14 protein-coding genes and 1 tRNA gene are annotated in these 17,198 nt (G+C 64.0%); 6 read left to right on the top strand and 9 right to left on the bottom strand.

All coding sequences use genetic code 11. The features are described 5' to 3' along the window. Positions 1–12: 12 nt before the first annotated feature. The 5 genes from A3CW_RS0130705 to tig form a co-directional block, all read right to left on the bottom strand. Entirely contained in the window at positions 13–285 is a 273-nt protein-coding gene (locus tag A3CW_RS0130705; protein ID WP_027796408.1) for an HU family DNA-binding protein, read from the bottom strand. Between the two features lie 322 nt (positions 286–607). Next, positions 608–3,034 (bottom strand): endopeptidase La, encoded by a 2,427-nt coding sequence (lon, locus tag A3CW_RS0130700; RefSeq protein WP_028206980.1) that lies wholly within the window; start codon positions 3,032–3,034, stop codon positions 608–610. A 191-nt stretch (positions 3,035–3,225) separates the two neighbouring features. Beyond that, on the bottom strand, positions 3,226–4,497 hold the full coding sequence (gene clpX, locus A3CW_RS0130695; protein ID WP_028206979.1) for an ATP-dependent Clp protease ATP-binding subunit ClpX: 1,272 nt from the start codon (positions 4,495–4,497) through the stop codon (positions 3,226–3,228). A 256-nt stretch (positions 4,498–4,753) separates the two neighbouring features. Beyond that, the gene (clpP, locus tag A3CW_RS0130690) at positions 4,754–5,407 is read right to left on the bottom strand and encodes an ATP-dependent Clp endopeptidase proteolytic subunit ClpP (protein WP_028206978.1); all 654 of its coding nucleotides are present in this window, start codon (positions 5,405–5,407) and stop codon (positions 4,754–4,756) included. Between the two features lie 159 nt (positions 5,408–5,566). Further along, positions 5,567–6,913, bottom strand: a complete 1,347-nt coding sequence (gene tig, locus A3CW_RS0130685) for a trigger factor (RefSeq protein WP_028206977.1) — start codon at positions 6,911–6,913, stop codon at positions 5,567–5,569. A 427-nt stretch (positions 6,914–7,340) separates the two neighbouring features. Between tig and A3CW_RS0130680 the strand changes: the two genes are divergently transcribed. Together A3CW_RS0130680 and A3CW_RS0130675 are read left to right on the top strand one after the other, a co-directional pair. Next, a complete protein-coding gene (locus A3CW_RS0130680; protein WP_028206976.1) occupies positions 7,341–8,498 on the top strand; it encodes a glycerate kinase in 1,158 nt (385 codons plus the stop codon). 248 nt (positions 8,499–8,746) lie between these two features. Continuing rightward, positions 8,747–9,193 carry a MarR family winged helix-turn-helix transcriptional regulator gene (locus A3CW_RS0130675; protein WP_028206975.1) on the top strand — a complete coding sequence of 149 codons (447 nt, stop codon included), beginning with the start codon at positions 8,747–8,749 and terminating at the stop codon, positions 9,191–9,193. A gap of 132 nt (positions 9,194–9,325) precedes the next feature. On the opposite strand, the gene A3CW_RS0130670 is transcribed toward A3CW_RS0130675, so the two are convergent. Further along, positions 9,326–9,412: transfer RNA gene (locus tag A3CW_RS0130670), tRNA-Leu, on the bottom strand. Positions 9,413–9,847: 435 nt separating this feature from the next. Between A3CW_RS0130670 and A3CW_RS0130665 the strand changes: the two genes are divergently transcribed. Further along, entirely contained in the window at positions 9,848–10,690 is an 843-nt protein-coding gene (locus A3CW_RS0130665) for a squalene/phytoene synthase family protein (protein ID WP_028206974.1), read from the top strand. 14 nt (positions 10,691–10,704) lie between these two features. Here A3CW_RS0130665 and A3CW_RS0130660 read toward each other — a convergent pair whose 3' ends face one another. From A3CW_RS0130660 to A3CW_RS0130650, 3 genes are all read right to left on the bottom strand, one after another. Next, the gene (locus A3CW_RS0130660) at positions 10,705–11,940 is read right to left on the bottom strand and encodes a DUF1501 domain-containing protein (RefSeq protein WP_028206973.1); all 1,236 of its coding nucleotides are present in this window, start codon (positions 11,938–11,940) and stop codon (positions 10,705–10,707) included. Between the two features lie 68 nt (positions 11,941–12,008). Continuing rightward, on the bottom strand, positions 12,009–13,508 hold the full coding sequence (locus tag A3CW_RS0130655; protein ID WP_028206972.1) for a DUF1800 domain-containing protein: 1,500 nt from the start codon (positions 13,506–13,508) through the stop codon (positions 12,009–12,011). Between the two features lie 260 nt (positions 13,509–13,768). Beyond that, positions 13,769–14,083, bottom strand: coding sequence for a hypothetical protein (locus A3CW_RS0130650; protein WP_028206971.1), 315 nt, complete (start codon positions 14,081–14,083; stop codon positions 13,769–13,771). A 251-nt stretch (positions 14,084–14,334) separates the two neighbouring features. Here A3CW_RS0130650 and ompR point away from each other — a divergent pair, with 251 nt between their 5' ends. The 3 genes from ompR (at position 14,335) to A3CW_RS0130635 (ending at position 17,181) form a co-directional block, all read left to right on the top strand. After that, positions 14,335–15,069, top strand: a complete 735-nt coding sequence (gene ompR / locus A3CW_RS0130645) for an osmolarity response regulator transcription factor OmpR (protein WP_027814652.1) — start codon at positions 14,335–14,337, stop codon at positions 15,067–15,069. A 53-nt stretch (positions 15,070–15,122) separates the two neighbouring features. Continuing rightward, on the top strand, positions 15,123–16,472 hold the full coding sequence (locus tag A3CW_RS0130640) for an ATP-binding protein (RefSeq protein ID WP_028206970.1): 1,350 nt from the start codon (positions 15,123–15,125) through the stop codon (positions 16,470–16,472). A gap of 160 nt (positions 16,473–16,632) precedes the next feature. Then, positions 16,633–17,181 carry a peroxiredoxin gene (locus A3CW_RS0130635; RefSeq protein ID WP_028206969.1) on the top strand — a complete coding sequence of 183 codons (549 nt, stop codon included), beginning with the start codon at positions 16,633–16,635 and terminating at the stop codon, positions 17,179–17,181. The last annotated feature ends 17 nt before the right edge of the window (positions 17,182–17,198 follow it).

Here is a 17,198-nt window from a genome sequence, read left to right as displayed (position 1 = left end):
GTAGCGAGCCCGCTAGTTTAGCGCATCCTTCAGCGCTTTACCAGGCCTAAATTTGGGCACCTTCGCCGCCTTGATCTTGATCGCGTCGCCAGTACGCGGATTGCGGCCCGTGCGCGCGGTGCGCTTGCCGACGGCGAACGTGCCGAAGCCGACGAGCGTAACCGAGCCGCCCTTCTTGAGCGTGCCTTTGACGCCGCCGATCACGGCGTCGAGTGCGCGTCCCGCAGCCGCCTTCGAAATGTCGGCTTGTTGCGCGATATGGTCAATCAGTTCCGTTTTATTCATTCCAGCCCCCGAGAATGTGTTTGGGCAATCGTAAGAAAGAAGTTCAACTTATTGGATAGACGTCCCCGCCATAGCGCGGGGACCGCTCATTTAACGGGGCCGAAAGGGCCGTGTCAAGCGGGGTTGAGCCTGATTCGGCGCGGGATTCGAGGGATTATTCGAAGGAGTATCGAACATGTGGGAAAAGGCAGAAAAGACCGCTGGTTGTCATCACAACGTCAAGGATTGTGACGCAAATAAAAAGCCCGCGGACCATGCCGCGGGCTTTTTGGGGTCCAACGCGCCGCGCATGCGCGCGGCTTGTTGAAGGCGTACTGAAGGCTTAGTGCTTGACGACTTCCGTCGCGCCGGCATCCTTCGATTCGGCCACGGGCGCCTTGGCGTCCTCGGCCTTCACTTCTTCTTCCGGCAGCGGCTGCGGCACACGTTCGAGCGCGAGTTCGAGCACCTTGTCGATCCAGCGGACCGGCACGATTTCGATCGAGTTCTTCACGTTGTCCGGAATCTCGGTGAGATCCTTGACGTTCTCTTCCGGGATCAGCACGAGCTTGATGCCACCGCGATGCGCCGCGAGCAGCTTCTCCTTCAGGCCGCCGATCGGCAGCACTTCGCCGCGCAGCGTGATCTCGCCCGTCATCGCCACGTCGGCACGCACCGGAATACCCGTGAGCACCGACACGAGCGCCGTCGTCATCGCACCGCCTGCGGACGGACCGTCCTTCGGCGTCGCGCCTTCCGGCACGTGGATGTGGATGTCCTGCTTCTCGAACGCTTCGTCCTTGATACCCAGACGACGCGAACGCGAACGCACCACCGAGCGTGCCGCTTCGACCGATTCCTTCATGACGTCGCCGAGCGAACCCGTACGGATCACGTTGCCCTTGCCGGGCATGACCGCCGCTTCGATCGTCAGCAGATCGCCGCCGACTTCCGTCCACGCGAGGCCCGTGACCTGACCGATCTGGTTTTCCTTCGCGGCCAGACCGAAGTCGTACTTGCGCACGCCGAGGAAGGTGTCGAGGTTGCCGCCGTCGACCGTGACGGCCTTGTCGGCCTTCTTCAGCAGCAGCATCTTCACGACCTTGCGGCAGATCTTCGAGATCTCGCGCTCGAGCGAACGCACACCCGCTTCACGCGTGTAGTAGCGAATGATGTCGCGGATCGCATCTTCGGCGACTTCGATTTCGCCTGGCTTCAGGCCGTTGTTCTTCTTCTGCTTCGGAAGAAGATAGCGCTGAGCAATGCTGACCTTCTCGTCTTCCGTGTAACCCGAGAGGCGGATGACTTCCATCCGGTCGAGCAGCGGCGGCGGAATGTTCAGCGAGTTCGACGTGGCGACGAACATCACATCGGAGAGGTCGAAATCGACTTCGATGTAGTGATCGGCGAACGTATGGTTCTGTTCCGGATCGAGCACTTCGAGCAGCGCCGACGACGGATCGCCGCGGAAATCCATGCCCATCTTGTCGACTTCGTCGAGCAGGAAGAGCGGATTGCGCACGCCGACCTTGGCCAGGCTCTGCAGGATCTTGCCCGGCATCGAACCGATGTACGTACGACGGTGGCCGCGGATTTCGGCTTCGTCACGCACGCCGCCCAGCGCCATACGCACGAACTTGCGGTTCGTTGCGCGCGCAATCGACTGCCCGAGCGAGGTCTTGCCGACGCCCGGAGGCCCGACGAGGCACAGGATCGGCGCCTTGACCTTGTCCACGCGCTGTTGCACCGCGAGGTACTCGAGAATGCGTTCCTTCACCTTCTCGAGACCGAAGTGGTCTTCGTCGAGTACGGCTTCGGCGTTCGAGAGGTCGTTGTTGACCTTGCTCTTCTTGCGCCACGGCAGGCCGATCAGCGTGTCGATGTAGTTGCGCACGACAGTGGCTTCCGCCGACATCGGCGACATCAGCTTGAGCTTCTTGAGCTCGGCGTCGGCCTTCTTCTTGGCTTCCTTCGGCATGCGCGCGGCCGTGATGCGCTTCTCGAGTTCTTCGAGATCCGCACCCTCTTCGCCTTCGCCCAGTTCCTTCTGGATGGCCTTGACCTGCTCGTTCAGGTAGTACTCGCGCTGGCTCTTTTCCATTTGGCGCTTCACGCGGCCGCGAATACGCTTCTCCACCTGGAGAATGTCGATTTCGGCTTCGAGTTGCGCGAGCAGATGCTCCAGACGCTCCACGACCGGGAACATCTCGAGGATGTGCTGCTTCTGGTCGAGCTTGAGCGGCAGATGCGCGGCGATGGTGTCAGCAAGACGACCGGCCTCGTCGATGCCCGACAGCGACGTCAGGATCTCCGGCGGGATCTTCTTGTTGAGCTTCACGTACTGGTCGAACTGCGAGACGATCGCGCGGCGCAGCGCTTCGGTTTCTGCGCTGTCGGCGTGGTCCGGTTCGAGCGGCATCACTTCGCACGAGAACTGCGTTTCCTGCTCTTCGATGGAAAGCGTCTTCGCGCGCTGCAGGCCTTCCACGAGCACCTTCACGGTGCCGTCGGGCAGCTTGAGCATTTGCAGGATGTTGGCGACACACCCTACTTCATACATGTCTTTTTCGGTCGGCTCATCCTTCGCGGCGGTTTTCTGCGCGACGAGCATGATGTGCTTGCCGCCTTCCATAGCCGCTTCGAGGGCCTTGATCGATTTCGGTCGGCCCACGAAAAGGGGAATCACCATATGCGGGAAGACTACGACGTCTCGCAGCGGCAGCAGCGGGAGCGTGGTGCGTTCCGGCGGGAGGAGTTGGGTTCCTGACATTTCATTTCCCCATGAGTGGAATCAATTGTTCGGTAATTGAGGCCTGAGATACCGATTGCAAGCCTCGCGCGTGTGGGAAAAGTTCAGTGACTCCAAAATAGTGCGCCATCGACCACAAGATTAAACGAAAAAGCCGTTCATCCCATTGTATGAACGGCCCTTTTCCGGAACTCTTTAGCCGATCACCACCATCAGTTCGACCCTGCAACCTTCGGCGCGTCTTCGTAGATCAGCAGCGGTTTGCCGTCGCCGTCGATCACGTTGTCGTCGATGATGACCTTGCTCACGCCCTTCATGGCCGGCAGATCGTACATCACGTCGAGCAATGCCTGTTCCAGGATCGAGCGCAGGCCACGAGCTCCGGTCTTGCGGCGGATCGCCTTGCGGGCGACGGCCTGCAGCGCGGCTGGGCGAATTTCCAGCTCCACGCGCTCCATGTTGAAGAGCTTGTGATACTGCTTGACGAGTGCATTCTTCGGCTCGACCAGAATCTTCATGAGCGCGACTTCGTCGAGCTTGCCGAGCGTAGCGACCACGGGCAGACGGCCGATCAGTTCGGGAATCAGGCCGAACTTGATCAGGTCTTCCGGTTCCGTTTCGCGCAGCACTTCGCCTGTGTCGCGCTCCTGCTTGCTCTTCACGCTTGCGCCGAAGCCAATGCCGGTCTTTTCCGTACGGTCGGTGATGACCTTTTCCAGACCGTCGAACGCGCCGCCGCAAATGAACAGGATATTGGTCGTGTCGACCTGGATGAAATCCTGGTTCGGATGCTTGCGGCCGCCCTGCGGCGGCACCGAAGCCATCGTGCCCTCGACGAGCTTGAGCAGCGCCTGCTGCACGCCCTCGCCGGAGACGTCGCGCGTGATCGACGGGTTGTCCGACTTGCGGCTGATCTTGTCGATTTCGTCGATATAGACGATGCCGCGCTGGGCCTTGTCGACCTCGTAATTGCAGTTCTGCAGCAGCTTCTGAATGATGTTCTCGACGTCTTCGCCCACGTAACCGGCTTCGGTCAGCGTGGTGGCGTCGGCGATCACGAACGGCACGTTCAGAAGGCGCGCGAGCGTCTGCGCGAGCAGCGTCTTGCCCGAGCCCGTGGGCCCGATCAGGAGAATGTTGCTCTTGGAGAGTTCGACGTCGTCTTTCTTGTCGAGGTGCTTCAGACGCTTGTAGTGGTTGTACACCGCCACTGCGAGAATCTTCTTCGCGCGTTCCTGCCCGATCACGTACTGGTCGAGGATGTCGCGGATCTCCTGCGGGCTCGGCAGGTCCGAGCGCGACAGCGCCGCGTCGACGCCCGCACCGGCGGCTTCGTCGCGAATGATCTCGTTGCACAAGTCGATGCATTCATCGCAGATGAATACCGACGGACCAGCGATGAGCTTTTTCACCTCATGCTGGCTCTTGCCGCAGAACGAGCAATACAACAGCTTCTCGCTGTTAGAACCTTTCTTGTCCGCCATGGATAAATGAGCCTCCGGACACTCTGTTACATGATACGCCGTTTCCCCCGGCGAGGCCGGAGGGTGCGTGAACCGCTTGCTGTGACGGCGTTGGGGGCCGCAGGCCGCGAAGCGCGTTTGCCGATTATTTCACAAGGTCTGCGCGGCGTCGGCTATCCCCTTTTGTACGGGGGCCGAGCTGTTCCTTTGCGTTGCCTTTGTCACGGCTTGCGCGCCGCCCTTCGCAGGGTCGGACGCGCAAAACCGCTCGCGCAGCTTAAGGACGCTTGTGCAGGACCTGGTCGACGAGACCGTATGCCTGGGCGTCGTCACCCGACATGAAATTGTCGCGATCCGTGTCGCGCGCAATGCGCTCGACCGGCTGACCCGTATGGTGCGCGAGCAACTGGTTCAGGCGCTCCTTCAGGTACAGGATTTCGCGAGCCTGGATTTCGATGTCCGACGCCTGGCCGCGCGCGCCGCCGAGCGGCTGGTGAATCATCACGCGCGAGTTCGGCAGCGCGAAACGCTTGCCCTTGGCGCCCGACGCCAGCAGGAACGCGCCCATGCTGGCCGCGAGGCCCATGCAAAGGGTCGAAACGTCCGGCTTGATGAACTGCATCGTGTCGTAAATCGCCATGCCGGCCGACACCGAGCCGCCCGGGCTGTTGATGTACAGGCTGATGTCCTTGTCCGGGTTTTCGCTTTCGAGGAACAGCAGTTGGGCGACCACGAGGTTCGCCGTCTGGTCGTTCACTTCGCCGACCAGGAACACCACGCGCTCCTTGAGCAGGCGCGAGTAGATGTCGTAGGAACGTTCGCCGCGGCCACTCGTTTCGACGACGATCGGCACGAGGCCGAGCGCCTGCGGGTCGAAGTCCCGCGACGAGTGGGAGGTCAACGTATCCAGCGATTGAGCGCGAATGGTCATGCGGTGCATCCTTGTCTGGAAAAGTTCTTCTATATACCCGTATGGCGACGGACCCCGGTTAAATCAACCACACGGACAGCATGGCTAAAACCTGCGGATGCAAAAACGGCGTGCTGGCCGTCGGTCGCTCCGACAGCCGGCACGCCGTAGCGGGCAGTTTTAAGCCTGCGCCGTCGCGCTTGCCAGTTCTTCGAAGCTAACTTGCTTGTCCGTCACTTTGGCCTTGCCGAGCACGAAGTCGACGACGTTCGATTCGACGACATAGGCTTCCATTTCGGCCAGACGCTGCTGGTTGGAATAATACCAGCGCACGACCTCCTTCGGGTCCTCATAGCTTTTCGCGAATTCGTCGACTTCAGCACGGATCTGCTCCGGCTTCGCCTCGAGGCTGTTGGCCTTCACGAGTTCGGCGAGCACGAGGCCGAGCTTCACGCGACGCTCGGCTTGTTCCTTGAACATTTCGGCCGGGATCGGCGCGTCCTTGGCGTTGGGAACGCCACGCTGCGCGAGGTCGGCGCGCGCCATTTCGACGAGGCGTTCCTGATCCTGCTCGACGAGCGCGTTCGGCACCTCGAGTTCGGAAATCTTGAGGAGCGCGTCCATCACCTGGTTCTTGACGATGGACTGGGTGCGGCGCTTCGCTTCGCGTTCGAGGTTGTCCTTGATTTCGGCGCGCATCTTCACGAGGTCGCCGTCGGCGATGCCGAGCGACTTGGCGAATTCAGCGTCGATTTCCGGCAGGTGCGGCCACTCGATCTGCTGCATCGTGATCGTGAACTTCGCCGTCTTGCCGGCGACGTCCTTGCCGTGATAGTCCTCGGGGAACGCGAGGTCGAATTCGCGCGACTCACCCTTCTTCAGGCCGATCGCCGCCTTTTCGAATTCCGGCAGCATGCGGCCTTCGCCCAGCACGAACGCGAAGCCTTCCGCGGTGCCGCCCTGGAACGCGACGTCGTCGATCTTGCCGACGAAGTCGACCGTCACGCGGTCGCCTTCCTTTGCTGCGGTGTCGGCGCCGCCGTCACCGTGCTCGCCGGCTTCGCCGCGAGCGTGGAAGTGCACGCGCTGCTTGCGCAGGATGTCGAGCGTGCGGTCGATTTCCGCTTCGGTGATGGTCGTGGTCGTGCGCTCGATTTCGGCCGTCGCGACGTCGCCGAGCTTCACTTCCGGGTAGACCTCGAAGGTCGCGTCGAACGCGTAGTCGCCTTCAGCGGCTTCCGACTTCGGCGCGAAGCTCGGCTGGCCGGCAACGCGCAGGTTCTCGGCGCGGCTGATGTCGAAGAACTCCTTGCCGACCTTGTCGCTCAGGACTTCGGCTTCGACCTGGCCCGAATACTGCTGCGTGACCATCTTGAGCGGCACCTTGCCCGGGCGGAAACCCGGCATGCGCACGTTCTTCGCGAGTTTACGGATGCGCGAATCGATTTCTTTCTGCACGGCGTCCTTCGGCAGGGAAATCGTCACGCGGCGTTCCAGCTTGCCGAGGTTTTCAACAACGTTAGCCATGGCTTCAATCGTCCTAAAATTGTTCGAGCGAATCAGTAATCTGTGGTCTTTGCGTGCCGCGGTCCGCTTGCGGCCGCTTGGTTCCGATGCGGCCCAGCAACCCGCTTTGGAGCTGAACGCCGGCGCCTCACGCGCCGCTCAACAGCGCCGAAACGGGCGACTTGCGGTGCGGTTCCGTCAAAAGAGCCAAGTATTTTAGCAAACTATTTCCCGGTCCCAGTGGAATTGCCGTTTGAGTGTGCTATGAGCCTGTTTTCGACCCGGTTTTGGCCTGCTTTTGAGCCGGCACAAGCCCGAAACGTGCTCCGATGCGCGCTATCGCAGCGCCGTTATCCAGCACACGCGGCGAGGCTGTTAAGCTAACGCTCGCGCCGGACGCCCCGCCGGCCGCAGCCGCTCCCAACACAATTCTTCCAGCAGAGACACCATGCCGAATTCGTCGCCTGACGCTCCCGTTATCGTCATTGCTCCTGATTCTTTCAAAGGCTCGCTCAGCGCGGACGGGGTCGCTGCCGCGATCGCCGAGGGCATCCGCCGCGTGCGCGCCGACGCCGACATCCGCATCCGCCCCATGGCCGACGGCGGCGAAGGCACGCTCGACGCGATGCTGTCGATGGGCGGCGAGCGCCGCGTACTCACCGTGGAAGGCGCAGCGGGCCCGAAGCGCGACGCCGCAGTGGGCCTGCTGCACGACGGCAGCGCGATCGTCGAAACTGCCGAGATCGTCGGCATCACGGACCCAGTGGGCATGGGCGTGCCGGTGGACGCGCGCAGCACGCGCGGCATGGGCGAAGCGATCCGTGCGCTGCTCGACGAAGGCGTGCGGCGCTTTTACGTGGCGCTCGGCGGCAGCAGCACCAACGACGCCGGCGCGGGCCTGCTCGCGGGGCTCGGCCTGCAACTCTTCGACGCAGCGGACAAGCCCCTCGAGCCCACGCCGCAAGCGCTCGCGCAAGTGGCGCGGGTGGACGTTTCCGGGCTCGACGCGCGGCTTCGCGAAGCATCGTTCGTCGGCATGTCCGACGTGGACAATCCGCTTACGGGCGAGCATGGCGCAACCGCCGTGTTCGGGCCGCAAAAAGGCGTGACGCCGGAGCAGGTCGCGCCGATCGACGCGGCGCTCGGCCGGTTCGCCGATCTGCTCGAAGCGGCGCTGGGCCGTCGCGTGCGCGACGAAGCCGGTTCCGGCGCGGCCGGCGGCCTGGGTTTCGCGCTGCGCATGCTCGGCGCGAGCTTCGAGCCCGGCGCCGAAGTCGTTGCGCGCACCATCGGTCTGGACGAAGCGCTCGATCGCGCGGACTGGCTCATCACCGGCGAAGGCCGCTCCGACGTACAAACGCTGCACGGCAAGGCGCCGTTCATCGCCTGCCGCCACGCCGCGGCCCTCGGGGTGCCGGCCACGCTGCTCTCGGGCGCCGTGGACGCAGCCGCCCTGCCGCGCCTCGCGGAGCACTTCAGCGGCTGCTTCTCGCCCGCGCCGGGCCCCATCACGCTCGAAACCGCGATTCGCGACGCCGCACGCCTGCTCGCCAACGAAGCCGAGCAACTCGCCCGCCTCAAATACGCTGCGCGTACATCCAACTAAGATCCGGGCAGACCCGGCCGGGGCCCGTCGCCCCGGCCTCGTTGCCCTTCCCCGGGTGGCCAGATCGCGGCCAGTTTCATGACCTCGGCACGCCACGCATTCCGCAGTAAGCGATTAATAGATTCGTGCACCGCATCGGATGCGCTGGACAAGGGTTAGGATGCGTTGACCCGAGCGCGAGATGGGGCAACAATTATGGAATCGCGACACGTGTCGCGCCCTTCCCAAGCGACCAGACCAGGACTCCCATGAAGGCAAGCAAAGCCGGACTCGAACAATTCCTCACCTATCGGCTGCATGTCCTGAACAAACTCTCCGAACGTGGCGCAAGCGAACGCTACCAGGCGAAGCTCGGCATCACACTTCCGGAGGCTCGGCTCATTGCAGCTGTGGGGGCGTTCGGCCCGTTTTCCGTGATGGAGCTTGCGCGTCACGCGAATCTCGACAAGAGCCAGGCAAGCCGTGCAGCCGAGGCGCTGATGCGCCGCGGCCTCATGCAGCGCGACACGAGCGAGGAGGACGGACGCCTCGTGCTCGTTTCGCTCACAACCGACGGACGCGCGCTGTATCGCAAGGTCATGCCCATCGCGCGCAAGTGGAATGTCGACCTCTTCGCGAGCCTCGACGACAAGGAACGCGACGCACTCGCGCGCGCGCTCGACAAGGTGATCGAAGCCATGCAGACCGAACTGTAAGGCAGTCCGAACGAGCAGAGGCAATAAGCCAAACAGATGGCGGCCAGCGTCAAGCCGCCATCGCGAGTGCTTCGCGCAAGCCGTGCACAAACAAAAAGGCCACGTACCGGAAGGTACATGGCCTTTTTACTTTGGTGCGTGAGGCCGGACTCGAACCGGCACACCCTTGCGGGCGTCAGGACCTAAACCTGGTGCGTCTACCAATTTCGCCACTCACGCGAATTCTTTGCGCTTGTCTTCTTGCGCCCGGCAGGACCGCTGCGAACCACGCGTGCGGTACAACCCTGTGCGACATGCCGACTGATCGAGTCCTCGTGAGACGCCGGACGCGGTGTTGTCCACCTCGCCCGCAATCCAGCCTGCTTTCTGACTGCGCCCGCCGGCAGCGATGCTTCATTATGGGCCGGCTGCGCGCTTCCAGCTAAGCGTCAGAAAGCGCAAGCGCGAGATTCTAACCGATTGACTGGCGCTTGTCTGCATCCCGAAAACAGTGCGCGACGGGGCATGCCAGCGCATCGGCCCGTGCATCGACGCGCGCGCCGGCCCGCCCTGCCGGGCCGGCCGAAAGCCGCGCCGATGCTAGAATCGCGGCTCTACCGTCGCGGCGCGCTCTGGCCGCCGCGCGAGCCGCTTCGCCCCACATCTCCGAACGCCGTGAACTTCGACGACTACTGCCTGCAAAAGGCGGCTCCCCCTGGTTCGAGCACTTACTATGCGCTGCGTCAGGCCCGCGCTGCGCGCCAGCCGCTCCTGACCGCCCTCTTCGCGCTGCGCCGCGAACTCGAGGAAACCGCGAAAGAAACGAGCGATCCCACCGTCGGCCGCACGAAGCTCGCCTGGTGGCAAAAGGAACTGGCCGCGCTTGCCGCAGGCAAACCGGCGCATCCGGTCACCCAGGCGCTCGCCGAGCATCTCGGCGATGCGAGCGCCGTCTATCCCGATCTGCAAGCGCTGCTCGCCGGCTTCGAGATGGACTTCGAGCAGGCACGCTATCTCGATCTGCCGAATCTGCGCCGCTATATGCAGGGCGTGGGCGGCACGTTCGCCTCGCTCATCGCGCAACTGAGTGCGCGCACCGACGAAGATCGCCAGGACGCCGCACGCTGGGCTGCACCGCTCGGCAACGCACTGATGCTCGCGCAGTTCGTGCCGGAAATCGGCAACGACGCGCGCCATGGCCGCATCTACGTGCCCATCGACGAACTGCAGCGCTACAACGTCACCGCCGCCGATCTCATCAACCGGCGCTACAGCGCGGAGTTCACCGAGCTGATGCAGTTCCAGACCTCGCGCGCGCGCGAATCGGTCCAGGCCGCGCTCGACGCGATTCCCGCTTCGGCGCGGCGCGACCAGCGCACCTTGCGTGCGCTCGCGGCGCTCGAACTGGCGCTGCTCGACGAAGTCGAGCGCGAAGGCTACCACGTGCTGCATCAGCAGATCGTGCTCACGCCGGTGCGCAAGCTGTGGATCGCCTGGCGCGCCGCGCGGCGTAGTTGAAGCTCGCGGCCGCGCTACGCGCGCAGCAACGGCAGCGGCTCGAAGCGCTGCTGCAGCACGGCCTGCGCGTCGAGGCCCCACCAGGGGCCTAGCACGGTCGCATAGATCTGCCTGAAATCGACGCCCACCGGCAGATTGCCATTGCCGTCGAGCCGCGTGAGTTGCGGCGCCTGACCATAGAGCCCGCCCGCCACCCGCCCGCCCGCGACGAAGTGCGCCGAAGCCGTACCGTGATCGGTGCCGCGGCTTTGATTCTCGCGCACGCGCCGCCCGAATTCCGCATACGTCACGATGAGCGTGCGGTCCCAACGTCCGAGTTCCACGAGCGCCGAGCGCATCGCCGCCATGCCCGAGGCGAACTGGCGCAACAAGTCGGCGTGGCGCTGCGGCTGGTTCTGGTGCGTGTCGAAGCCGTTCAGCGTCAGACGAATCACCGCGACGCCGCGCCCCGCCACCGGCGCGCCTTGCGGTGTGTCGCTCGAGGCGAGCGCCTGCATGGCCGTTTTGATCGAGGTGCCGAATGCGCCGGCCGGAAATGCAGTTTTCAGCGCGTAATTGCCCGGGCGCGGCCGCAGCGCATCGGCGGCGTGCACGATGTTGTTCTCGACGTCGAGGATATGCGCGAGCGCGGGATTGTGTTCCTTGAGCGAGACCGGCGTGACGAGGCGCGAAGCGCGCGCGAACTGCGCCGGATTCACAAGCGCGATGGCGCGCGCGCCGTTCGAGAGCGGCCCCATCTCGGCGCTGCCGAGCACGAGCGCATCGGCGGCGAAGCCGGGCGGCACCGGCTCGCGTGCGAACGCGCGCGTGAGCCAGCCCTCGCGCAGATATTCGTTGGAGCGCGAAGCCGTGTCCCAGATCTCGATCGATCGAAAGTGCGACAGGTTGGGCTGCGCGTAGCTCACGCCCTGCACGATCGCGAGCTCGTGCGCGCGCCACATCGGCATGAGCGGCGCGAGCGCCGGATGGAGCGCCGTGCGCTCGTCCAGTTGTATCGCCTGTGCGCGCGGCACGCCGATCGTTTGCCGGTAGCTGTAATAGAGCGGATCGGCAAAAGGCACGACGGTGTTGAGGCCGTCGTTGCCGCCCTTCAGCTCGACGAGAATCAGCAGGTTCTCGTAGCCGCTCGGCGTGCCCGGGTGCATGGGCGCCGCGCCTTGCGCGCGCGCAGCGCGAGGCAGCCATAGCGCGGAACCTGCCGTCGCGGCGACCGCCGTCGCACCGGCTGCAAGAAAGTCGCGTCGCTTCATGGCTTGCCTCGCTCGTCAGTGCGGCGGCGCACATTGCCGCCCGGGATTCGGCTATTCATATCCATGCTTCACTTCAACTGATACACCGGATCCATCAGCAGTGCCTGGAGATATGAACTCGAGCTACTGCCAACTGCAATCGCATCGACAGGCGCCAGCGGCAGGACTGCGTGCTGCATCTGCAACTGCGCGGAAAGGCCGGGCGTGGCATCGGCGGTGAGACCGAATCGCGAGAGCCAGCCGTCCAGATCGAAGCGCATGCCGCCTTGCAAGGCGTCACGCCGCATCGCGTTCTGCACGTTTTGCGGCATGCTTGCCGTGATCTTCGTCGCTGCGGCCGAAGCATGCGGTCGCCCTGCTTCCGTCGCACGAAACAGCTGCTCGACGAACTGCTTGCGCGCGAGCAGCGTCGAGCTATTGATCCACGACGCCCCGCCTGGCCACCCCTTCACGTTCGGCGGATAGAACAGGTTCTCGCCCAACGCGGCCGAGCGGCGCGCGAACGGCAGCGTATCGCCATAGGCCACATCGAAGCGCCGCATCGTGCCGACGATGAACTCCACCGGCGAACTCACGAGCACGCCCCGATTGCTTTCATCCCAGAACGCGGGCGTGGTCAAGAGCGCGCGAAGCGCAGCGCCGACTTCATAGCCACTTGAGTGAAACCGATCGGCGACGCTTGCGAGCTGCTCTTCGTCAGGCGTCGCGGAGATGAACTCGCGCCAAAGCCTCGCCGACACATACCGGGCAGTTTGCGGCTGCGCGAGCAGGATGTCGAGCACCTGGTCGCCGTCGAATGCACCGCTGCGTCCCAGCACAGTCTTTTCGCCGTCGTCGTGCAAGTCGGCGCGCCAGACGAACGCCACGGTGTCGGGATCGAGACTCCAACCCGTATAGGCGCGTGCCGCTTCGGCAACGTCACGCTGCGAGTACTGCCCTTCGCCCAGCGTGAACAGTTCCATCACTTCACGCGCGAAATTCTCGTTGGGCCGGCCCTTGCGATTGCTCGCGCCGTCGAGGTAAAGCAGCATCGCGGGGTCCTTCGCGACCGCGTGCAGCATGCCCGCGAAACTGCCCAGCGCATCGCGCCGCAACAGCGCGTTTTGCGCGGCCATCAACTGCGGCTCGCCGACTTTGTCCTGACCCGAGGTGAAGTGGTTGTGCCAGAAGAGCGTCATGCGCTCAGTCAGCGGCGAAGGCGTGACGAGCATCTCGCGCAGCCACCATGCGCGCAATTCGTCGTAGCGCGCACCGCGCTGGCGCTGCGCTTGCTGGCGTTCTTCGGGTGTCCACGCGCTGCGCTGTGCCCGGCTCGGCGGCACTTCGGCGCTCCATGCGGGCAGCGGCGTGAGCTCCTCGCTGCGCGCGCTGCCGACGAGCCGCGCGACAGCCTGCTCTCGCGTGAGCCCCACATAAGGTTCGACTTCGCTCTCGCGCGGCGCGAAGCCCGTGCGCACGAGAAGATGGCGGGCATCGTCGGCGTCGAGCAGCGCATCCGCGCCGTCGTCGGGCGCCGCTGCGTGGGCGGCGGACTGCGCGTTTGGCCTCGACCGTCTGGAGTCGCTCATGATGAATGGGCGCACGACGAATCCGCCGGCGCAATTATTGAACGTACCGGCTTAACGGCTGTGGCGAAACGGATGTTGACGATGCAATTGCTACGGTATTTTTCAGCGCGTTTCGGCAGCGCGAGTGCACCAATGCAAGCTTCGATGCCGATAAAATCATGAAAGCCGCGAGAAAGGCGTGCGCGAGGTGCCAGGAGAAAATCGTGTAAACGTTATCGCAGCGTTATCGCAGCAGAGCGGCATTTACGCGCGCCGCACTATCAACGCTTGTACAGTTCGCGCACGGCGTCTTCGATATGCTGGCGCAAGAGGCGCCGTTCGTCGGGCGTCATATGGCCGTCGCGGCGACGCTGATCGAGATCGGGGGGAACTGCGGGACGCTGGTTGATGTCCGATGCGGGGCGCGGGATCGTATCGCTGCGTACGCGCCGCATCGACGGTTTGCCGCCCGGCGAGCGAGCGGGGGACTGCGAGTTCTCGTAGCGGTCTGCGGAGGGCTGGGCCCGGGCCGGCACCGACTCCAGTGCAGCCGCCACGCCACCGGCTAGCGCCAGTGCAAGCATGGTGTGGCGCATTGTCGGCCTGACCCCTCCCATCGTTTTGTTCCCTTCTTGACGCGGCAAACGGCTACCTCGAATACATGTGCGAACCCGGCTCGGCGCGGGCATGAATTTTAAAGTCGAATGAAGTATCTACCGAACTGCCGCTTTACGTAAAGAAGTCTATCTGTCGGTGCTTGCGGTCGTGGCACAGCACGGGTAAATTTTGTAACTGACTGTAACCTGATAATTGGTGCAAACTCGCATCAGTATCCAATCGCGCTAAGATGCCAGGCATGGAAACCAAAAACCCGTCCAAAATTCTCGTTGTCGATGACGATCCCCGACTGCGGGACCTGCTGCGCCGCTACCTCGGCGAGCAGGGCTTCAATGTCTACGTGGCCGAAAACGCCCCCGCCATGAACAAGCTGTGGGTGCGCGAGCGTTTCGACCTGCTCGTGCTCGACCTCATGCTGCCAGGCGAAGACGGCCTGTCGATCTGCCGGCGTCTGCGCGGCAGCAACGACCGCACGCCCATCATCATGCTCACCGCCAAAGGCGAGGACGTGGACCGCATCGTCGGCCTCGAAATGGGTGCCGACGACTATTTGCCCAAGCCCTTCAACCCGCGCGAACTCGTCGCACGCATTCACGCGGTGCTGCGCCGCCAGGCGCCGTCCGAACTGCCGGGCGCGCCCTCGGAAACCACCGAGGTGTTCGAGTTCGGCGAATTCGCGTTGAACCTCGCCACGCGTACGCTCACCAAGGCCGGCCAGGAAATTCCGCTCACCACGGGCGAATTCTCGGTGCTCAAGGTGTTCGCGCGTCATCCGCGCCAGCCGCTCTCGCGCGAAAAGCTCATGGAGTTGGCGCGCGGCCGTGAATACGAAGTGTTCGACCGCAGCCTCGACGTGCAGATCTCGCGCCTGCGCAAGCTCATCGAACCCGATCCGGGCAGCCCGCGTTTCATTCAAACGGTTTGGGGCCTCGGCTACGTGTTCATTCCCGACGGCGCCGCGTGATCCTGGATGGTGTCTCGTTGTCTGCACTGCCTCTGTTGAAACGGGAAGGGTCCATGCGGATTGACCGGCGTTTGCTCACGCTCGCGTTCGGCGATCTGTTCTGGCGCACCTTCCTGCTGATCGCGCTTCTCATCGCGGTGAGTCTCGCCGCGTGGTTCCAGAGCTTTCGCGTGATCGAGCGGGAGCCGCGCGCGCAGCGCGTGGCGCTCCAGCTCGTCGCGATCGTGAAGCTCACGCGCACGGCGCTCCTCTACTCCGATCCCGATCTGCGCCGCGCGTTGCTGCAGGATCTCGAGAGCAACGAGGGCGTGCGCGTGTACCCGCGCGAAACCACCGACAAATACAAGCTTCAGCCCGACGAGTCGCTCAATCGCCTGATCGAGCACGACATCCGCGGGCGTCTTGGCGACGACACCGTGATCGCGCAGTCCGTGAACGACATTCCGGGCGTGTGGATCAGCTTCAAGATCGACGAAGACGACTACTGGGTCGCGCTCGACCGCGACCAGCTCGACAACGTCACCGGCCTGCAGTGGGTCGGATGGGGTGTCTCTGCGCTTGCGCTATCGCTCTTCGGGGCGGCCTTCATCACGAGTCTCGTGAACCGGCCATTCGCGCGTCTCGCCATGTCGGCGCGCATGCTGGGCTCGGGCCAGCCGCCCGCGCCGTTGCCTGAGAGCGGCATGGGCGTCGCGGCCGAAACGAATCGCTCGTTCAACCAGATGGTGCGGGACCTCGAGCAGCTGGAGGCTGACCGCGCGCTGATGCTCGCGGGCATCTCGCACGATCTGCGCACGCCGCTCGCGCGCCTGCGGCTCGAGACGGAGATGAGTCCGTCCGACCAGGCCACCAAGGACGCGATGATCGACGACATCGAGCAGATGGACATGATCATCGGCCGCTTCCTCGATTACGCACGGCCCGCCCAGCGCATGCCCGAGCGCGTCGACCTCTCGGTCATCGCCGGCGAGATGGCCGGGCGCATGGCGAGCGAAGATGGCGTGCGTCTCATCACGCGGCTCGCGCCTTCGGCCATGATCGAAGCCGACGACACCGACATGCGCCGCGTCGTGGGCAACCTGATCGAGAACGCCCGCAAGTACGGCGCGAGCGAAACCGACGGCATTCCGCACATCATGCTCGAAACGCGCGTCTCGCATTCGCGCGTCGAACTTTCCGTGGTCGACGAAGGCCCGGGCATTCCCGAGGATCAGCTCCCGCTCGTCACGCGGCCGTTTTACCGCGTCGATACGGCTCGTACGCAGGCGAACGGCACGGGACTCGGCATGGCCATCGTGCAGCGCCTCGTGGGCCGCTATCGCGGCGCGCTGCGTCTGCGCAACCGGCTGCCAGGCCCGGGGCTCGAAGTGACGATCGAGTTCCCGCTCGCCAAGGGCGCCTGAGCCTCTTTCGCTCCTGAGCGAGACCCGGCGGCGGCGCACCGTCGCACCACGCGCCGCCCGCACCTGCGACAATCGTTTTCATGGGCACGCCGCGTTGCGCACCGCGCACGCGGCGGCAAAGCGGGCCGCCCGGCCCGTCTCTCGTCTGAGGACCTCCGCCATGAAAACCGTCGGCGACAAACTCGAAGCTTTTACCGTCACGGCCGCGAAGCCCGGCTTCAACCATCCCGAAGAAAACGGCGAGTCGGCGTTCACCGAGATCACCGAGCAGACCTTCGCCAACAAGTGGAAGGTCATCTATTTCTACCCCAAGGATTTCACGCTCGTCTGCCCCACCGAGATCGTCGCGTTCGCCGGGCTCATCAAGGAATTCGATGACCGCGAAACGGTCGTGATGGGCGGCAGTTGCGACAACGAATATGTGAAGCTCGCGTGGCGACGCGAGGACAAGACGCTCGATCGCCTCAATCACTATTCGTTCGGCGACGTGAAGGGCGAACTCATCGATCAGCTCGGCATACGCGACAAGGAAGCGGGCGTGGCGCTGCGCGCGACGTTCATCGTCGATCCCGACAACACGATCCAGCATGTCACGGTGAACAACCTCAACGTCGGGCGCAGCGCCGAAGAAGTGCTGCGCGTGCTCGATGGGTTGCAGACCGGCGAGCTGTGTCCGGACGGCCGCGAAGTCGGCGGCGGAACGCTCTAGGCCTCGCGCCGTTGTGC

Source organism: Paraburkholderia nodosa DSM 21604 (genome assembly GCF_000519185.1).
GTDB lineage: Bacteria > Pseudomonadota > Gammaproteobacteria > Burkholderiales > Burkholderiaceae > Paraburkholderia > Paraburkholderia nodosa.
This window is presented reverse-complemented; position numbering and strand designations above follow the sequence as displayed.